The sequence below is a fragment of the Streptomyces sp. NPDC059248 genome (assembly GCF_042753905.1).
Lineage (GTDB): Bacteria > Actinomycetota > Actinomycetes > Streptomycetales > Streptomycetaceae > Streptomyces.
In genome coordinates, this window is record NZ_JBHYZV010000056.1 from 38,092 (window position 1) to 53,901 (window position 15,810).

The window sequence follows — 15,810 nt, forward strand, 5'->3', positions numbered from 1 at the left end:
ATCAGGTCCCCTCGGTGGAGTGTCGGGCCAGTGCTTCCGTGACGTGCCGCAGGGTGTGCATCCGCTCCAGATCGTCCTCGGTGAAGTGCCCGAGGTCGACGCCGGTAGCCTCGCACAACTCGGTCAGGAACAGCACCTTGTTGAGCGACGTCAGGGCGTACGAGCCGACCATGTCGGCGTCGAGGTCGAGGGCCGACGGCGCGATCTCGTGCGGCAGGACGGCGGAGAACTGCTCCCGCGCCGACGTTTCGATGGAGACCAGGTCAGCAGGCATGGATTCCCTCCGTGGGGTCGTGGACGGCGGCGTGGTGAAGTTCGAGGATCCGGGCCCGTTTCGGTTTGAACTGGGAGGTCAGCAGGCCGTTCTCGACGGAGAACGGCTCATCGGCGACGACGACCCGGCTGATCCGCTCATCGGCCGTGAGCCGCTCGTTGGTCCGCTTCAGATGCGCGGCGAGCGCCTCCGTGTCGGCCGGGACCGAGGCCGGGGACACCACCGCCACCAGATCGGTCTGCCCGGGGCAGAACACCACGCACTCGGCGATCGCCGGATCGGCCCGCAGCGCCTCCTCCACCGGCCGGACGACGACCTTCTTCCCGTTGTCCAGCACGATGACGTCGTCGGCCCGGCCCAGGACGTAGAGGAAGCCGTCCTCGTCGAGCCGCCCCAGGTCGCCGGTGCGGACGATCCCGCCGGGGCGGAACATCCGCTCCGAGTCGCCGGGCGCCGCGTACAGGTAGTGGTCGTTGACGGGATGGTCGCTGCGGACATGGACGACCCCGTCGTCCCCGATGAGGATCTCCTTGCCGGGCAGGGCCCGGCCGACGCTGCCCGCCCGGTGCGCCCCGGGGTGGTTCTTGGTGGCGATACAGGTCTCGTTGAGCCCGTAGCCCTCGTACACCGGCAGCCCCGCATCGGTGAGGAAGCGGACCATGTCGGGTGAGGCGGGCGCCGAGCCCGTCCACAGATAGCGGATCCGGTCGCCGAAGACGGCACGGGCCGCGTCGCCCGGCTCCAGGGCGCCGTCGGCGCGCCGCAGCCGGGCCTCGATCTGCCGCTTCGCGGTCTCGAAGAACGCCGGTACGCCCATCACCACCGTCGGCCGGACCCGGCGCAGGGCCGCGAACGCCGCCTCGTACGTACTGATGGTGACGTCGTGGCCGTGGAGCAGCGCCGAGTAGACCCAGTAGCGCTGCTGGAGCAGGGAGAGCGGCAGAAAGACGAAGAGGTCGTCGCCGGGGCCGTGGCCGAAGATCTGCTGCACGGCCCGCAACGAGCTGTCGATACTCCCCGCGGTGGCGCCCAGGCCCTTGGGCTCGCCGGTGCTGCCGGAGGTGAACTTGACGGTGGTGACGTCCTTCGGACCCCACTCCACCGGCGGGAGTTCCGCGTCGCCCGGCCGTTCGGCGACGGCCGCGATCTCGTCCGTGGTGAGGACGCCCGGCAGGCCGGCGGCCTCGGTCCGGTCGGTGGCGAGCAGGGTGAGGTCGTACTTGCGGATCAGTTCGGCGCCGGGGGCGAACTTGCCGGGTTCGAATCCGGCGGTACGCGCCCCCAGGCGGAGGGCGGCGAGATCGAGCAGCACCCAGGGCAGGCCGTTGGCGGCCAGAATGCCGATCCGGTCGCCGGGCCGTACGCCGTGTTCGTCCCACAGCCACCGGGCGACCTGTCCCGCGCCCCGGTACAGCTCGGTCAGCGGGATCGTCTTCGTGCCGAGGAGGCTGGCGACGGCGATCCGGCCGCCTTCGGACGGGGGTCCGGCGAGGATCCGGCCCAGGGTCTGTGCCGTCACCGTTCCCCCTCCGCTTCACCGGCGGCGCCGGTGGTGCCGTTGGCGCGGTCGGGGTGGAAGAAGACGGTGTCGGCGAGGCCGATCACCGAGCCCGGCGGGACGAGTTCGACGATGGTGGGCCAGACGGCGGGCTCGGGCAGTCCCAGCGCCGCGGCCAGCCGGCCGGCGAACCGGGGCATCAGGGGCGCGGCGGTATGGGCCAGCAGCCGGGCGGCGGCCAGCTCCAGCGCGATCGCGGTACGGGCCTCGGAGCCCCAGCCCGGTTCGCGCGCGGTCCGCGACTCCAGCCGGGAGAACCGCAGGACGTCCTCGACCAAGCCGTCGAGTTCGGCGGCGGCCCGGTTGAGGGAGAAGCCGTCGGAGCGCAGGGCGCCGGTGACGGCGGTGAGCCGGTCGCCGAGCCGGGCGAGGAACGCGGAGTGCTCGGGCGTCCAGGTGCCCGCGTCGGGCGCGGTGCCGTCGTACCCCTCGGCGATCCGCTCGCCGAGGCCGGTCAGCCAGCGCTGCCAGGTGCCGATGAGGGTGTCGTCGACGGTCCCGGCGTAGGCGGCGCGGCGGAAGTCGGTGCGCTCCTCCTCGGGCCGGGTACGGCACAGGAAGTACCGGACGGCGTCGACGGAGTCGGGGCCGAGGATCTCCTTGCCCCAGACGGCGTGCCGCCTGCTGGTGGAGAACTTGGCGCCCTCCAGCAGATAGAACTCGTTGACGTGGTAGTCGATATCGGGCCGCCAGCCGGGGTGCGCCAGCTTGTACAGCACCGGGTACAGCACCGAGTGGTAGAAGCTGTTGTCGTAGCCGAAGAAGTGGACGATCTTCCAGTCCTGGCCGGGGTCGTCGGCGCGCCACTTCTCGCCGACGCGCCCGCCGAGCGACTGGATGCCGTGCAGGAAGCCGTAGCTCATCTCCGGCCAGACCCAGATCACCTGGCCGTCGGTGCCGGTCTTCGGGCCCTCCTCCGGTGCGACGCCCCAGCCCGCCGGGTGGGTGACGGGGATGTCGAGGGACGGGCGGGCGAAGAGCCGGGCGGCCAGCTCCCGCAGCCGGGCCGGGACCCGGCCCGCGCGGTGGTGCTCGGTGACCTCGGTACCGAACTCGTGCAGCGGCAGCGACCAGCGGGCCTGCCGGCCGCGTACCGGGGCGTCGGCGGAGAGCCGGGAGACGGGGTCGGTGAGATCGGCGACCGTGTTGGGCTCGCCGCACTCCTCGCAGATATTGCCGCCGGTGCCGCCGCCGCAGCCGGGGCAGCCGCCGCTGACGTCGACCTCGTACAGATAGTCGCCGGTGGCGGCGTCGAAGAGGGCGTCCCGCTCCTCGACGGAGATCCGGCCCGACGCCACGATCCGGGAGAAGAAGTCCCGCAGCCCGTCGCGGTAGTCCCGCTCGGTGTCGGTGACCGTGTACTGGTCGGGCACGATGTCCATCAGGGCGAGCGTGCGGCGGATCTCGTCGCTGTAGTGGGCGGCGGTCTCGGCGGGTGTCCTGCCCTCGTCGCGGGCGGCGCCCACCACATAGCTCTGGTAGTCGTCACTGCCCGTCAGATGCCAGGCGCGGGCGCCGTTGAGGCGCTGGAAGCGGACAAAGGCGTCGGCGCCCAGATACGGCCCCGACAGATGCCCCAGGTGCAGATCCCCGTTGGGGGTCGGCGGGGTGGAGAAGACGAAGACCGGCCGGTCGCCGAAGGCCAGCCGATCCTGGTTCCCGGCGGACTTCAGCGCCCGGCCGGGGTCCCGCCAGTACTGGGTGAGGAAGATCAGATCGGTGTCGCCGGTGTTCTCCAGCACATGGGTCTCGAACGGCTCGAAGAGCGCCAGGACACCGGGTTCGGCGGGGTACCTGCGGCCGTCGACGACGAACTCGCCCCGGCCGGCGACGATCACGAAGAACTCGGTCTCGTCGTGCTGATGGGCCGTGGACGCCCCACCGGGCTCCACCCGCCCCCAGCCCGCCCCCGTGCCCAGGCCCTCGACATCGCTCATCCCGATGCCGAACGCCGCGTGGAGCTGCCGCTCGTCGTAGTGGTTGATGATCATGCGGGGTTCCTCCGTAAGGACGGGTCGCGGGGGGCGGGGAACGGGGTGAGCAGGCGTACGGTCTCCCCGGCGATCGCCGGGGCCAGCCGGTAGCCCGACCCCCCGGCGGCGCCCGCGAAGAGCAGCCGTCCGTCACCGGTGAGCGGCCGGATCAGCGGGCCGCCCGCCGGGTTGTACGCGTCGCAGAACACCCGGCCCGACACACAGCGGTCCGCGAGGGCGGGCGCGTACCGGCCCAGCACCGCCGCCGCCTCGGCCAGATGGTGCGCGGTCGGACCCGGCTCCACGGTGTCCGGGTCGACGTCCCACTCCCGGCAGGTGTAGCTGAACAGCCAGTGGCCCCGGTCCCGGTACGGCAGCAGGAACGCGTCCTCGTCGTGGAAGACGATCGCGCCGTCGTCCTCGCCCGGTACCGCGTCGACATGCAGGGCGACGATCTTCTTCACCCGGATTCCGAGCGGGGCCACCAGGTCGCGCCAGGCCGGATGCGCGATCCACGGGCCGGGCGCCAGGACCGCCCGGTCGGCGGTGAGTACGGCGCCGGTGCCGAGCGTCAGCCGGACGCCTTTCGCGTCCGCCGCCACCCCGGTCACCGTCACCCCCTCGTGGAACCTGACCCGGGGCCGCAGTTCCGCGGCGACGGCCTGGGTGAGGGCGGCCACGTCCGCGTACTGGCAGCCGTCCCCGGCCCAGGCCGCCGCGCCCGGGGGCAGCGTCACCGGGCCCGGCGGAAGGCCGCCGTCCGGCAGGGCCGTCTCCCGCAGCCCGGCCTCCGGCAGATACGCCTCCCGCAGCGCCGGCTCCGACGCCCGGTCCGCGATCACCGTCATCGGCAGCCGGTGGACCGGCAGTCCGGGGCGTTCGGCGGCGAGCTTCGCCCAGTAGAGCTGGCTCTCCGCCGCCATCGCCCGCACCGCCGCCGAAGCCCCGCGCGGGAAGTGCAGCCCGGCGGAGCGCCGGGTGGCGCCCCCGGCGACCAGATCGCGGTCGAGCACGGTCACCGCGGCCCCCGGGTCCGCGGCGACGATCTCCCGGGCGATCAGGGTGCCGACCACACCGGCGCCGACCACCGCGACACCCGTGGTCTCCGGTTCGGCCTGAGCACCGGCCCGGCCGGACGCCGTCCCCTGCGTCCGGACGCCGGCACCCGCGGGAGCCGGGGTGCTCACGTCCCGCTCCCGGCCTGGGGGCCCGGCTTCGACGCCCACTCGATGAACGACGGCAGCTGCTCGTTCCCGGAGACCTTGGCCAGCCGGTCGGCGATCCGCCGGCTGCGCCAGGCGTTGAGACTGAGATTGGGGTCGGCGAGGCCCCGCTGGCCCCGCGACGCGTTCTGAACGAAGATCCGCCGGTCGTCCGGCCCGTCCCAGTACACGGCATAGTCCTCGTCGATCCGCAGTTCGTCACCGTCACGCTCCAGCCGCCCCGCGATCGGCTGGAGGAAGTCCATCGGGGTCGGCCGGAAACCGGTCGCCCAGATCACCACGTCCGCCTCGAACAGCTCCACGGACTCCCGGTGGTCGTTGTGGCGCGCCGTGACCTGCCAGCCGCCGTAGACGCCGGGCTGTACGTCCCGTACCTCCCGGTTGGGATGCAGCCCCACCAGATCGACATTGCCGTCCACGAACCGGTGCAGATAGATCCGCTGGTAGATATCGCGCAGGGTGCTCTCGGATATCCCGTCGCTGGTGAGTATGTGCCGCTCGTTGAAGGCGAGCCGGGTCTCCCGGTCCAGGCCGTAGAAGTACTCGGCGTAGGACGGCATGTAGTAGTCGTTGGTGAAGGGTGTGTCGTCGATCGGGAAGTAGTTGTCCCGGCGCGAGATCCACGACACCCGGCGCGGCAGCTCCCGCCCGGGCTTCGACATCAGATCGAGGAACGCCTCAGCGCCCGACTGGCCGCCGCCGATCACCACGACCCGCTTGCCGCCCAGATCCCGGGCGAGCCGGGCGTAGTCGCTGACGTGGAACTGGGTCGGGCCGATCAGGTCCCGCGCCCGCGGCGGCACCCAGGCCCGGCTGCCGACCCCGACGACGACATTGTCCGCGGTGACGGTGCGCCGGTCGGTGCGGACCGTGAACACGCCGCCGTCGAAGCCGACCTCCTCGACGGACTCGCCGAAGGCGATGTTCGGGTTGATCCGGCTCGCCCACGCCAGATAGTTGCGGAACTCGACCCGGGGCACCGCGTCGAACTGGGCGTTCAGGAAGTGGTAGAGCCTGCCCTGCTCGTGCAGATACGACAGGAACGAGTACGGGTTCCGGGGGTCGGCGAGCGTCACCAGATCCTTGAACAGGGAGACCTGCAGCGTGTTCCCCGGCATCTGCTGGCCGTCGTGCCAGCTGAAGTTCCCCTTGCGGTCGAGGAAGAGGTGGCTCACCTCCTCCCGGTTGTGCAGCAGGGCGGCCAGGCTCAGATTCGCCGGTCCCACGCCCACACCGAGGCAGCGGTAGTGGGCCGGGCCGGGGCGGATGGATTCACTCGCCATGGGAGACCTCTCCTTCGGGCGGGGCGCCGCGCTCGGTGCGAGGCGGGCGAAGCTCTTCGGCGGCGGGACCACCGGCAGGGGGTCCGCCTCCGTCGACGGCGCCGTTGACGTCGTCGGTGACGGCGCTGATGTCGCCGGTGGCGGTGGCGGTGGCGGCAGTGACAGCTTTTTCGAGGGGTTCGAGGGGTTCGAGGGGTTCGCGGGTCGCGCTCACGCCGTGCGCGGCCAGCTCCGCCAGCCAGCGGGCCGCCTCGTCCGGGGACTCGGCGGCCCGGTTGAGACCGGCGGGCAGGGCGCCTTCGACGACCCGGGCCACCCCGAGGGCGAGCGGCAGCGACACACAGCGGGCCATCGCGCTCTCGGTCTCGTCCCCGGTCAGATCCAGCAGCTCGGAGCCCCGCCACCGGACGGACCCGTCGGCGTCCGCGACGGTCAGCGCCACCGACAGCACCACCCGGTCCCGGTCGGCCTCCGTCGTCGGATACCGGCCGGCCAGCTCCTTCGCCAGCGACCGCAGCCGGGCCTCGTCCCCGGCGCGTACCGTGGCGAACACCTCCGACCAGGCGGCGCGCCAGCCCGCGTTGCGCAGGGTGCCCCGGACGAAACCGTCGACCCGCCAGCCCTCGGGGAAGCCGTACTGCGCGACGAACGGCAGACTGTCCCGGTTGGGGTAGACCTCGAACTCCTCCCCGGCCAGCGACAGCTCACGGGTCGCCAGCCACGGCTCGGGAGCCGTACGCGGCACACCCCCGTCGATGAACCCGGCCGGGGAGCGCAGCGCGGACAGCACCCCGTACGGCGCCCAGCTGAACCGGTAGCGGAAGTCGTTGGGCACGGCCGGGAGCCCGCCGCAGTACGAGGCGAAGGACACCGAGGCCGCCCGGTCCCCGACCGCCGCCCGGGCCCGCTCCACCAGCACATGGGCCAACAGATGATCGATACCCGGGTCGAGCCCGGCCTCGGTGAGGACCACCAGGCCCCGGCCCGCCCCCGCCGCGGCGGCCTCCGCCACCTCCGGAGACGTATAGCTGGTACAGGCGAAGTGCGCGCCCCGATCGGCGGCCAGGGCCAGCAGCGCCGGATGCTCGGTCGCCGGCAGCATCGACACCACCACATCGCCGGGACCCACCTCGGCCGCCAGGGCGCCGGGCGCCAGCCCGCGCACCTCGGCCCGGCCGGTGAGACCGAGGGCCGCCAGGCGTTCCGCCGCGCGGTCGGCGGTACGGTCCCACAGCACCAGCCGGCGGACGCGCCCGGCCAGCAGGGCGAGCCCGCTCCGGCCGGTGGAGAGTCCGGTACCCACCCAGTGGACGACCCCACTGGCGGTGGCTGCGGACGGATTCGGGTCACGGCTCACGGGGGTTCTCCTCCAGACGTGCGGCATGTACGGCCTCGGTGAACCGGCCCTTCGCCCGCGACCAGGCCGGGCAGTCGGGACCGCCGCCCTCGCCGCCGCCCGGGCCGGGCAGATTCAGCAACTGCGGCCACAGCTCGGCCGAGAACGCCCGGCTGGCCTCGGCGGGCAGCAGCGACGGCAGATTGTCGATGGCGATCAGATCCACCGGCCGGTCCCCGTCGACCAGCCGCCGCACCGGCCGCTCCCACGACGTCACCTCGTCGTACACCGGCAGCACATTGCAGGCCGAACCGACATCGCAGGTCACATCCGACAGCACCGAGATCCGGCGGTCGGGCGACCGCAGCGCCTCCGGGGTCAGGAACGGCGGCACCGGCCGGTTCACCAGGACCGTGTTCACCACCAGCCCATGGCTCAGCAGCGCCGCCCGGTCCAGATTCCGGGTCTCGGCCACATCCCAGCGCACCGGAGCGATCCCGGCGGTCTCCAGCGCGTCGCACGCGCCCCGGCCGCTGCGCCCCAGCGCCCCGATCACCAGCGCCCCGGCCCCGAGTCCGGCCGACGCCTCACCGGTCGCCTCACCGACCTTGGGATCACCGGCCCCGGGATCACCGGCCGCCTCACCGGCGTCCGGCGCCCCGCCGCCGCGCAGCAGCCCGTCCAGCTCCACCAGATCCATCGTGGGCAGCGGCGCCTTGAGCGTTCCGCGCCGGTGCAGCACGGCCAGCGCCGCGCCGACATACCCCGCCCAATAGCCGAAGGCGGCCACCCGGCGGCCGTCGTCGTGGGTCAGATACTCCAGGTCGAGCAGGGTGCCGCCGCCCGCAGTGAACCGGCCGAGCAGGGCCCGGGCGCCCGGCTGGCCCTTGTAGGCGTGGCCGAAGTAGATATGCCGGTGACGCAGGGCGGACGGCTCGTCGGGCAGCTCCTTCAGACCCAGGACATAGGCGTCGTCCGGGGCTTGCGGCCAGCTGCCCGCGGGCGCCGTGTCACAGCCCGCCCGGACGTACTCGCCGAGCGGGACGACGCGCTGCGCCGAATCCTCGACGGTGATCCGTACGCCCCGGCCCACCAGCCGGGCGGCGTCGGCGGGCACGAGCGGGGTGCGGCACTCGGTGGCACGGGTCTCGTGGCGCAGCCACAGACGGGGCAGACCTGGCATCAGAGGTGCTCCTCGGCGGACCGTGGCGCCTCGATCGCGGTGGACAACTCGACTCCTTCGTGTCGTTCGGTGTCGTCTTCTCGGTGGAGCCGGTGGCGGGCCCGGGACCGGAGTGGCGGGGCCGCCGGGTCACCCGGCGAGCGCGGCCCGCCGGGTGTCGAGGGCGTCGGCGACGGCCAGCCGCAGCACATCGGTGGCGCCCTCGTAGATGCGCAACGAGCGGATCTGCCGGTAGAGGCGCTCGGGTACGCCGTCCTTGACGACCCCGGCCGCGCCGAAGAGCTGGACCGCGTCGTCCACGGTCCGCTGCGCGGTCTCGGTGGCGTGGACCTTGGCGATATTGGCGTGCTTGCCGAAGCCCCGGCCGCCCCGGTCGCACTCCCAGGCGGCTCTGGCCACCAGCAGCGCGGAGGCGTTGAGCCCGATCTCCATATCGGCGAGCTTCGCCTTGACGAGCTGGAGGTCGTGGAGGACGCCGCCGTAGGCGGACCGGCCGCGGGTGTGCGCGAGCGCGGCGTCGGCGGCCCGCCGGGCGAAGCCGTTCGCCGCCGCCCCGACGGTGATCCGGAACCGTTCCAGCAGATCGACGGCGACGACGAAGCCCCGGCCCGGGCGGCCGAGTACGGCGTCGGCCGGGAGCCGGCAGTGCTCGAAGACGAGATGGCCGAAGGAGCGCGGGGCGACCGGTTCGAGACGTTCGGCGACCCGCACCCCGGGGGTGTCGGCGGGGACCAGGAAGGCGGTCAGGCCCAGCGGCCCGGGCCCGTCGCCGGAGCGGGCGATCACCACATACAGACCGGCGATGGTGGCGTGCGCGATCCACGCCTTGTGGCCGTCGAGCACCCAGTCCCCGCCGCCGGTGCGCCGGGCGGCGAGCCGCACGGCCGCCACCTCGGAGCCGGCCTCCTTCTCGGAGACCGCGAACGCGCCGATCAGCGACCCGTCGGCCATCCCGGGCAGAAAGCGCTTCTGCTGCTCGGGAGTTCCGTACCGGACGATCGGGGTGGCCGCCAGGGACTGGATCGAGTACGCGAAGTCCGCCAGGTCCTCCGCGTAGGCGAGGGCCTCCCGGGCCAGGCACAGGGCGCGGAAGTCGCCCGGCGCCTCGGGCGGTCCGCCGGCCGGGTCGAGCCCGGCCAGCCAGCCGTCCTCGCCGAGCACGCCGACCAGCCGCCGGCCCGCCTCGTCGGGATCCATCCGGCGGACGGTGTCCCACAGCGCCCGGTAGCTGTCGCACCAGACGCCGATCTCCCGGGCGAAGCGCCGGTGTCCGTCGTCGTAGAAGGGGAGCTGGAGCAGCTCGGGGTCGAAGCTGGTGATCGTCTCCACTGCGGAACTCCGTACGGCAGGGGCCGGGCGGGCCGGTTCGGTCACGGACTGCACCCATGGCACAGCCGGCACAGCCGGCGCTGATGACACGGATGACACGGATGACACGGATGGCGCTGATGGCACGGATGTACGGGGCCGGTCGGCACGGCCCCGGGTCGGTGCGGGTCTCGTGGTGCGGCGGCGGCGGTGGCAGCTAGGGCGGGGCGCCCGTGACGCGGTACGGGCCGGTCACCGGCCGAGCACCGCGCGGGCCACCGCGTCCGCGTCCTCCAGGATCACCGAGCCGACGCCGGGCCGGATCCCGGCGGCCGTGGCCCAGTGGACGTTCTCCGTCGGCACCCCGAAGGCGAAGCGGCGCGGATGGGGTCTCCCCGCCGCGTCCACCAGCCGGTAGGGCCGCGGGGTGACCTCCATGCCGCCGGTCTCGTAAGCCCCTTCGGGCCCGGGGTCGTCGATGCGGTAGGGACGGCAGTGCCCGGCCGACAGCAGCTGGCCGAGCAGCGGATTGGTGCTCCGGCGCAGATCGGGCTCGGGTATCCGGGCCTCGATCAGGGTGCGCACCCGTACCTGGGAGCCGGGTATCTCGTCGGAGCCGAAGAGGAAGCCCGCGCCGCCGGGGTCCTCCCGGACCCGGGTCCCGGGCCCGACGACGGTCAGCAGTCCGCAGTCGACCAGGGCAGCCATCTCCTCCACCCGGTTGGGCGGCGGGCCGATGGAGAGGAAGGCGTTGAGCGGGGTGAACCAGCGGATCACCTCGTCGCGGTAGGAGGATCCGGTGATCCCGGAATGGTCGATCGCCAGCCGTACCTCGTTGCGCAGATCGCGCAGAACATCGAGAGCGGCCTTGAGGGGGTCGCCGATATTGCCGGCCCTGGCGTGCCGGACATCCTGGTGGAGATGTCCGACCAGCCACCGGCCGAAGGCCTCGGGGCCGTGGAACTGCCGCCGCCCCCAGGGCCGTTCGACCCGCGACCACTTCCACTCGTCCTGGGCCCTGACCCCGAACCGGCGCAGTACGGCGGTCCGGCTCCCGGCCGGCGCGGCCAGATACTCGGCGAGGAACCGTTCGGCGGTGGGCTCGTCTGCCCACTGGGCGACCAGCGCCCGGTGGTAGACGGTGGCGACCTCGGCCTCCAGCAGCGGCCAGACGTCCCGCCGGAAGGTCGCCCCGGGCGCGGCCCGGATCCGGCGGATCGCGTCGAGGGTGAGGAACAGCGGCTCGTGGCGGCCCGACGGTCCCTTCTGGTTCTCCCCGCGCGAGTGGTACGGCACCCCGCGCCGCGATCCCGCGTAGAGCACGGGCTCATGACCGGACGGCAGGTACTGGAGGCCGCCGTCGAGGGACGGGGAGGGGACGTACTTGCCGCCCCGGCCCTCCGTCAGCATCGCCATCACATCGAAGAACGCCAGGCCCAGACCGCGCAGGGCGACCCGTTCGCCGGGTTCCACGGCGTCGAGGCCGGCCTCCAGATCGGCCGGGTTGGCGGGCGGGTGGTACCGCAGACCGTGGTCCCGGGCGTACGCGGCCAGCCGCTCCTCCTCCGGCGACGGCGCGGCGGGCCCGTGGCCGAGGGTGAGCACCACGGCGTCGAGCCCGGCGATCCGGGTGCCGTCGTCCAGGGTCAGGCACTGTCCTGCCGCGTCCTCGTCGAGGGCGGTGGCGGTGGCCCGGTGCACGGTGATGCGTAAACCGTCCGGCGGCTCGGCCACCAGCCGGTCGAACACCCACTCCAGATAGCGGCCGTACTGGGCCCGGGACGGGTAGTCGTCCGGGCCCAGCCGGTGCGCCCCGTCGCCCTCGGGCCCGGCGCCCGGGGGCGATCCGGTCGCGGGCGCCGGCCGGCGGAGCCATTCGTACAGACTGGGTCCGGGCCTGACCGGGCCCTCGCACGGCACGCTGTCGTCGGTGAACTGGCTGACCTGGGAGGTCACCGTGTTCATCAGCAGGTGCGGGGACTGCCGGGTCCGCCAGACCCGTCCCGGCCCCGGCGGATAGGGGTCGACGACATGGACCGACAGGGGGTGCCCGGCCGTGTGGTTGGCGCTGAGGCGCTCCAGTACCGCGAGGCCGCGCGGGCCGAGGCCCACGACACAGATCGTCCGTGCCGGCTGTGGCATCGTCGTCTCTCCTTCGCTCGCCCGCCTCCTACCGACCGGAAATCTCTGCTCACCCGGCCGCGCGGCGCGCGGCCTCGTTCACGAATTCACCGAAGGTGAGCTTGGGCAGGGTCTCCATCTCCTCGTCCGAGAATTCGACACCCTGACCGTCCAACTGCATCACCAGTTCCGCGATGGACAGCGACTCCAATTCGAGACCGCCATCGCCGAGCGGAGTTTCGTCGCTGATCGAGGACACGTCGAAGTGCATGTCCCGAAGTGCGTCGACAATAACTTTTTGCAGGTCAGCGGACATGGATATGCCTCCTGTCGAGATTTTTTTGGCAGGCCGCCGCGCATCATGGCCTCGATATTGTCCCCATGGCCATTCGGCTCATTGATCGGGCGATTTTGCTGGCTGGGGCGGCCGGAGGGGCGGGGTTGCGGGTCGCCGTCCTCCGGTTTTCAGACCCGGTAGTCGGCCGGGATATCCGAATATTCAGCAAACCATAACCCGGGAGGGATATGAAGCGGTTTTGATTTGTTTTTAGGAATCTTTCACGATGGAAAGGCGCGGGCAGTTGTTTCCCGCCGCCGGGCGGCCGGATTCACCCCCGGACGCCGAACGCCGCGTTCTAGAGTTCGATTTCCAGGTCCTCCAGGGGATAGGCGACACAGGCATGGGCGTGTCCGAAGGTCTCGTCCGACCGGCGCAGCCGGGCCTCCTCGGCGTGGAAGACCTCGCCGGAGCAGACCCTGACCCGGCACAGGGCGCATTCGCCGGAGCGGCAGGAGGCCCGCGGGCGGACCCCGTTCTCCTCCAGGGAGTCCAGCAGCGGTTTGCCGCGCGGCACGTCGAACCGTCTGTCCCCCACGGTGACCGTGACCTTCCCGGCCGGGTCGAGTCCGGCCGGCCAGCGGGGGTCGGCCGGCGGCGGCAGCGCCACACTGTTGGCCTCAAGACGGATCCGGCGGCGCGGATGGCCGAGCGACCGGAGCTGCCCGACCAGGAACGCGTACCGGCCCGGCGGTCCGCACAGATACACCATCCGGCCGTTGAGCGGCCCGATCAGCTCGGCGATGAGCCCGGCGTCCAGCGGCCCGACCGCCCCGTCCCATTCCGGGTCGGGAGCCGAGAGCACCTGGTGGAGCGTCAGTACGTCGGGCCGTTCCCGGGCGATGGTCTCCAGCTCGTCGCGGAAGATCACGTCGTCGGCCCGCCGGGAGCCGTAGACCAGGGTCATCCGCCGGGTCAGCCCGTGGTCGAGGACGTCCCTGAGCATGCTCATCGCCGGGGCGACCCCCGAGCCGCCCGCCAGGAACACCACGTCGTCGCCGTGGAAGAGGGGGTCGTGGCAGAAGGTGCCGATCGGCCCGTCGCTGGTGAACTCGTCCCCGGGCCGGACGGTGTCGAGCAGATGGTTGCTCACCAGACCGCCGCCCAGCCGCCGTACGGTCAGGTCGTAGTGGTCGCGCTCGGCGGGCGACGAGGAGATGGAGAACGCCCGGCTGGTGACGGTGTCGCCGACCCGGACGGTCAGACTCACGTACTGCCCCGCCTCGAACGACGGCAGCGGCCCGCCCTCGGTCTTCCGCAGCCGGAACGTCTTCGCCGTCGCCGTCTCCTCGACGACCTCGGTGACGGTCAGGGCGAGATCCCTCGGGTGGTAGACGGCGGCCTCCGCCCAGGCGTCGTCGGGATGGGGGGACCCGGCGTCCGCCCGTGCCCCGATCTCCGCGACGACCTCGTCGAAGCCGTCGAAGAGCCGGGCCAGGGGGTTGGCGGCGACGGACGGGACGGATGATTCCGCCGCCGCCCGCGGTGCCGGCCGGGTGTCTCGGGTATCGGCCATCGTGGTTCCTCGTTCCATGGGGTCGGCGGAGCCGGGGCGCGGTTCGGTGGTGGTCACAGCACCTCCAGCAGCCGCCGGGACATCCGGGCCGAGGTGACGATCGTCGAGTTGTAGCCCGCGGCCGTGACCCAGTTGCTGGCCAGTACCACCCCGGGGACATTCGGCTTCAGATCGTCGTCGTGGAAGAGCCAGCCGTCGGTGACGTCCTGGTCGAAGCCGTAGATCGCGCCGCCGGGCTGGCTCAGATACCGCTTGAAGGTGATCGGCGTGGCCAGCTCCGCCTCCTCGATCGCGTCCCGTACCCCGGGCGACACCGCCTTCAACAGCTCCAGCAGGGACTCCGCGTACGCGGACTTGGCCCGCCGGTACTCCTCGACGGGGACCGACTCCCACGGCTCCGCGTACTGGAGCGCGACCAGGTTGAGCTGGGTGGCCCCGGCCGGCGCGCCCCCGTTGGGCTTGACGTCGTAGCAGCTCGCCAGCAGGAACGGCGCGGGTTCGAGGGTGTGCATCCCCCGGAGCAGGCTCTCCTCCGTGAGATCGCTGTGGATGAAGTTCGCGGCGGTGGTGAACCCGAGTTCCGCGGGGCTCGCGTCGAGCCCCAGATAGAGCACCGACGCCGAGATGCCCATCCGCCGCGACCGCAGATCCCGCAGGACGTGCGCGGGGACGTCCGCCGGGTCGAGCAGCCGGGTGTAGGTGGTGGTCGCGGGCGCGTTGGAGACCACCAGCCGGCAGCTCACGGTCTCCCCGGTCTCCAGCCGCACCCCGACGGCCCGGCCGCCCCGGGTCAGGATCCGGTCGACGGCCGTATGGAACCTGGCCGTGCCGCCCGCGTCCTGGAACGATTGGAGCATCCCGTACGACAGCGCCTGGCTGCCGCCGACGACCTGGTAGGGCTTGGTCTCCACGTACAGCGCCAGTACCCGGGCGAAGTCCATGAACGAGATCCGGGACGGCAACTGGCCGTTGTAGCACCAGTAGGAGGAGAGGACGAGCCGCACCCGCTCGTCGTCCACATACTCCTCCAGGACGTCCCGGAACGGCCGCAGCCCGTGCCGCCGGACGTCCGGCATGCCCTTGAGCCGCTCCACCTCGTGGTCGATCCGGTGCAGATTGGCCCGCGCGGTGAGCTGCCACAGACCGGTGTCCCGTACCAGCTCCAGAAAAGCCGCCAGTCGGTCCCGGCCGCCCGGGTACTGGCCGTCGAGCACATCGACGATGCCCTGCCAGTCCGCGGGCAGCGTCACATCGAGCACCCCGGGCACCACGGTCCGGTACAGCTGGTCGTCCTCGATGAACTCCACCCGCCGGGTGACGTCCATCTCGTCCAGGATGTGCCGCAGCGGCGCGGGCCCGGACATACCGCCGAGCTGGTGCAGCGACACCTCGAACTCGAAACGGCCCCGGACGAATGTGGTGGCCGCCCCGCCGGGCACATTGTGGCGCTCCAGCAGCAGCACTCGCTGGCCGCCGCGCTGGAGTGTCGCGGCCGCCGCCAGACCGGCGTTGCCCGCGCCTATCACGATCACGTCGTAGTCGACGCTCATACTCGTCTCCCTCCGGAGGATTCACGGGCGCGCTCGGGGGCCGGTGCCGGGGGGGGGGCGGGGGGGGGGCGCCCACCCGGGCGAGGGCGGCGCGCCCCCCCCCCCCCCCCCCCCGGGCCCCGCGCGCCGGCCAGCCCGCGACAGCCCC

At 72.6% G+C, this 15,810-nt stretch carries 12 protein-coding genes; all 12 read right to left on the reverse strand.

Going from position 1 to position 15,810, the window contains the following annotated elements; translation table 11 throughout:
• Nucleotide 1 precedes the first annotated feature (1 nt).
• The 12 genes from ACFXG1_RS23000 to ACFXG1_RS23055 all read right to left on the reverse strand — a co-directional run bounded on the left by ACFXG1_RS23000 (nt 2) and on the right by ACFXG1_RS23055 (nt 15,662).
• Nucleotides 2-274: an acyl carrier protein gene (locus tag ACFXG1_RS23000; protein ID WP_384713666.1), complete on the reverse strand. Its 273-nt coding sequence runs from the start codon at nt 272-274 to the stop codon at nt 2-4.
• On the reverse strand, nt 264-1,793 hold the full coding sequence (locus tag ACFXG1_RS23005) for an AMP-binding protein (protein WP_384713669.1): 1,530 nt from the start codon (nt 1,791-1,793) through the stop codon (nt 264-266). The genes ACFXG1_RS23000 and ACFXG1_RS23005 overlap by 11 nt, the downstream gene beginning before the upstream one ends.
• Entirely contained in the window at nt 1,790-3,823 is a 2,034-nt protein-coding gene (locus ACFXG1_RS23010; RefSeq protein WP_384744335.1) for a class I tRNA ligase family protein, read from the reverse strand. Before ACFXG1_RS23010 ends, ACFXG1_RS23005 begins: the two co-directional genes overlap by 4 nt.
• Nucleotides 3,820-4,893, reverse strand: coding sequence for an NAD(P)/FAD-dependent oxidoreductase (locus tag ACFXG1_RS23015; protein ID WP_384713684.1), 1,074 nt, complete (start codon nt 4,891-4,893; stop codon nt 3,820-3,822). Before ACFXG1_RS23015 ends, ACFXG1_RS23010 begins: the two co-directional genes overlap by 4 nt.
• Before the next feature lie 95 nt (nt 4,894-4,988).
• On the reverse strand, nt 4,989-6,311 hold the full coding sequence (locus tag ACFXG1_RS23020) for a lysine N(6)-hydroxylase/L-ornithine N(5)-oxygenase family protein (RefSeq protein ID WP_384713675.1): 1,323 nt from the start codon (nt 6,309-6,311) through the stop codon (nt 4,989-4,991).
• Nucleotides 6,301-7,668, reverse strand: coding sequence for a saccharopine dehydrogenase C-terminal domain-containing protein (locus ACFXG1_RS23025; RefSeq protein ID WP_384713678.1), 1,368 nt, complete (start codon nt 7,666-7,668; stop codon nt 6,301-6,303). Before ACFXG1_RS23025 ends, ACFXG1_RS23020 begins: the two co-directional genes overlap by 11 nt.
• Entirely contained in the window at nt 7,658-8,830 is a 1,173-nt protein-coding gene (locus tag ACFXG1_RS23030) for a saccharopine dehydrogenase (RefSeq protein ID WP_384713681.1), read from the reverse strand. The genes ACFXG1_RS23025 and ACFXG1_RS23030 overlap by 11 nt, the downstream gene beginning before the upstream one ends.
• 129 nt (nt 8,831-8,959) lie before the next feature.
• Nucleotides 8,960-10,159: an acyl-CoA dehydrogenase family protein gene (locus ACFXG1_RS23035; RefSeq protein ID WP_384744338.1), complete on the reverse strand. Its 1,200-nt coding sequence runs from the start codon at nt 10,157-10,159 to the stop codon at nt 8,960-8,962.
• A 231-nt stretch (nt 10,160-10,390) separates the two neighbouring features.
• Nucleotides 10,391-12,280 (reverse strand): FAD/NAD(P)-binding protein, encoded by a 1,890-nt coding sequence (locus ACFXG1_RS23040; protein WP_384717262.1) that lies wholly within the window; start codon nt 12,278-12,280, stop codon nt 10,391-10,393.
• Nucleotides 12,281-12,329: 49 nt separating this feature from the next.
• Complete coding sequence (locus ACFXG1_RS23045) at nt 12,330-12,575, reverse strand: acyl carrier protein (RefSeq protein ID WP_384717259.1); 246 nt, start codon at nt 12,573-12,575, stop codon at nt 12,330-12,332.
• A gap of 319 nt (nt 12,576-12,894) precedes the next feature.
• A complete protein-coding gene (locus ACFXG1_RS23050) occupies nt 12,895-14,112 on the reverse strand; it encodes an FAD-binding oxidoreductase (protein WP_384717256.1) in 1,218 nt (405 codons plus the stop codon).
• Nucleotides 14,113-14,165: 53 nt separating this feature from the next.
• Nucleotides 14,166-15,662: a phytoene desaturase family protein gene (locus tag ACFXG1_RS23055; protein ID WP_384717253.1), complete on the reverse strand. Its 1,497-nt coding sequence runs from the start codon at nt 15,660-15,662 to the stop codon at nt 14,166-14,168.
• Nucleotides 15,663-15,810: the final 148 nt, after the last annotated feature.

Bases quoted from the DNA above. Each gene is read 5' to 3' on its own strand.
- ACFXG1_RS23045 (WP_384717259.1), bottom strand. From the start codon at position 12,575: ATGTCCGCTGACCTGCAAAAAGTTATTGTCGACGCACTTCGGGACATG.
- ACFXG1_RS23050 (WP_384717256.1), bottom strand. From the start codon at position 14,112: ATGGCCGATACCCGAGACACCCGGCCGGCACCGCGGGCGGCGGCGGAA.
- ACFXG1_RS23010 (WP_384744335.1), bottom strand. From the start codon at position 3,823: ATGATCATCAACCACTACGACGAGCGGCAGCTCCACGCGGCGTTCGGC.
- ACFXG1_RS23040 (WP_384717262.1), bottom strand. From the start codon at position 12,280: ATGCCACAGCCGGCACGGACGATCTGTGTCGTGGGCCTCGGCCCGCGC.
- ACFXG1_RS23000 (WP_384713666.1), bottom strand. From the start codon at position 274: ATGCCTGCTGACCTGGTCTCCATCGAAACGTCGGCGCGGGAGCAGTTC.
- ACFXG1_RS23020 (WP_384713675.1), bottom strand. From the start codon at position 6,311: ATGGCGAGTGAATCCATCCGCCCCGGCCCGGCCCACTACCGCTGCCTC.
- ACFXG1_RS23055 (WP_384717253.1), bottom strand. From the start codon at position 15,662: ATGAGCGTCGACTACGACGTGATCGTGATAGGCGCGGGCAACGCCGGT.
- ACFXG1_RS23030 (WP_384713681.1), bottom strand. From the start codon at position 8,830: ATGCCAGGTCTGCCCCGTCTGTGGCTGCGCCACGAGACCCGTGCCACC.